We start from the raw sequence: 1,215 nt of genomic DNA, 5'->3' as shown, positions 1-1,215 counted from the left end.
CGATCAAGTTACGGTCCCTGTGCCCGCCATCCACCGGCGCATCGGGGAAACCGTCGGCGACCGGCCGCACGGACAACCCCACCCACCTTTTCTTGTTCTTTTCTTCTGGAGTCCGTATGAGCGCATCGCTGACCGGCGTGCTGCTGCGCGCCGAGGTCACCCGCCCCCCGGAAGCCGTGACGTTCCACGCGGACAATCTTGCGTTCTACCNCGGGGTTGTCGGTGGGAACATCGAGCCCGTCCATCTTCTCGAGCCTGCCGGGTCGGTGTACGTGAACGAAGGCGGCCTAGATCTGAGGCTGCCGATGAACCCGCGGGCGANGCTACTCGCGGCAGCAGCCAATCCCCTATGGCGGGGCGGCGTGCTGTTCGGGGACGCGCTGGTCGTGGGCCCGGTAGACGAGGACGGCTGGGACACCTCGGCGCCGGAGGACTACACGAAGGTTCTGCTCGCCGAGACCGGCTGCCGGTTCCACGTCGAGTTCCAGGCGCCGTCCAGCGGCCGGCGCAGGCGGCTACCCGGCCTGGAATGGACGGGGAAGTTCACCGCCTACGCCGACGGCCTGCGTCTCGCCGACGGATTTCCCGGGATGGCGGTACGGGTCGTTCCCGCCCCCTGACCCGCAACGCAAGCAACCCCACCCCCGATCTTTCCCCCTTTCTTCTGCTGGAGTCCGCATGAGTGCACAGGTGACCGGCGTGCTACTGCCGTCGGATGTCCTCCTTCCCCTGAAAATCACAACATTCCAGCCCGACGATCTCCCTCTTCTTCGGGAGGTGGTGGGAGGAGATATCGAAAGGGTTGACCTTCTCCAGCCGNCCGCGACGCTGTACACGAACGAGGACGGTCCCCGACTGAGGCTGCCGAGGAACCGACGCGCNACCCTGATCGCGAGGGCAGCGAACCCCAGCAGACGCAGCCGGGAGATCCTCGGGGACGCGGTTCTCGTCGGACCACCGGACGACAACAGGGTGNACACCTCGGTTCCCGCCGACTACCGCGACGTTCTGTTCACCAAGAAAGGCCGTTTCCGGGTGGAGTTCCAGTCGCTGGNGGACGAGCGGCGCATACCGCTTTCACACCCGGTGTGGTCGGACGTCTTCCAGGCATACGCCCAGGGCCTGACCATCGGCCGGGCACTGCCACGGCAGGCGGTACGCGTCGTGCCCGCCTGACCTCTGACCATCAGCCGCCCGGTCACCGACGAGCCAGCC

The 1,215-nt window shown here is 66.7% G+C and carries 1 protein-coding gene and 5 pseudogenes; all 6 read left to right on the top strand.

All coding sequences use genetic code 11. The annotated features are described in order from the left end of the window. Positions 1 to 116 precede the first annotated feature (116 nt). A pseudogene (locus tag FF86_RS69695) lies at positions 117 to 210 on the top strand (hypothetical protein); the annotation flags it as partial. A gap of 1 nt (position 211) precedes the next feature. Beyond that, a pseudogene (locus FF86_RS69690) lies at positions 212 to 321 on the top strand (hypothetical protein); the annotation flags it as partial. Position 322: 1 nt separating this feature from the next. Further along, a partial coding sequence (locus tag FF86_RS69685) for a hypothetical protein (protein ID WP_396230222.1) occupies positions 323 to 620 on the top strand: 298 nt, incomplete at its 5' end. Positions 621 to 678: 58 nt separating this feature from the next. Next, positions 679 to 819, top strand: a pseudogene (locus tag FF86_RS69680) (hypothetical protein); the annotation flags it as partial. Position 820: 1 nt separating this feature from the next. After that, a pseudogene (locus FF86_RS69675) lies at positions 821 to 881 on the top strand (hypothetical protein); the annotation flags it as partial. A 1-nt stretch (position 882) separates the two neighbouring features. Then, positions 883 to 975 (top strand): annotated as a pseudogene (locus FF86_RS69670) (hypothetical protein); the annotation flags it as partial. Between the last annotated feature and the right edge of the window lie 240 nt (positions 976 to 1,215).

This window comes from Frankia sp. CpI1-P (assembly GCF_001421075.1).
GTDB classification, from domain to species: domain Bacteria; phylum Actinomycetota; class Actinomycetes; order Frankiales; family Frankiaceae; genus Frankia; species Frankia torreyi.
The sequence above is the reverse complement of the archived record's forward strand: the minus strand, read 5'-3'. Positions and strand labels throughout refer to the sequence as shown.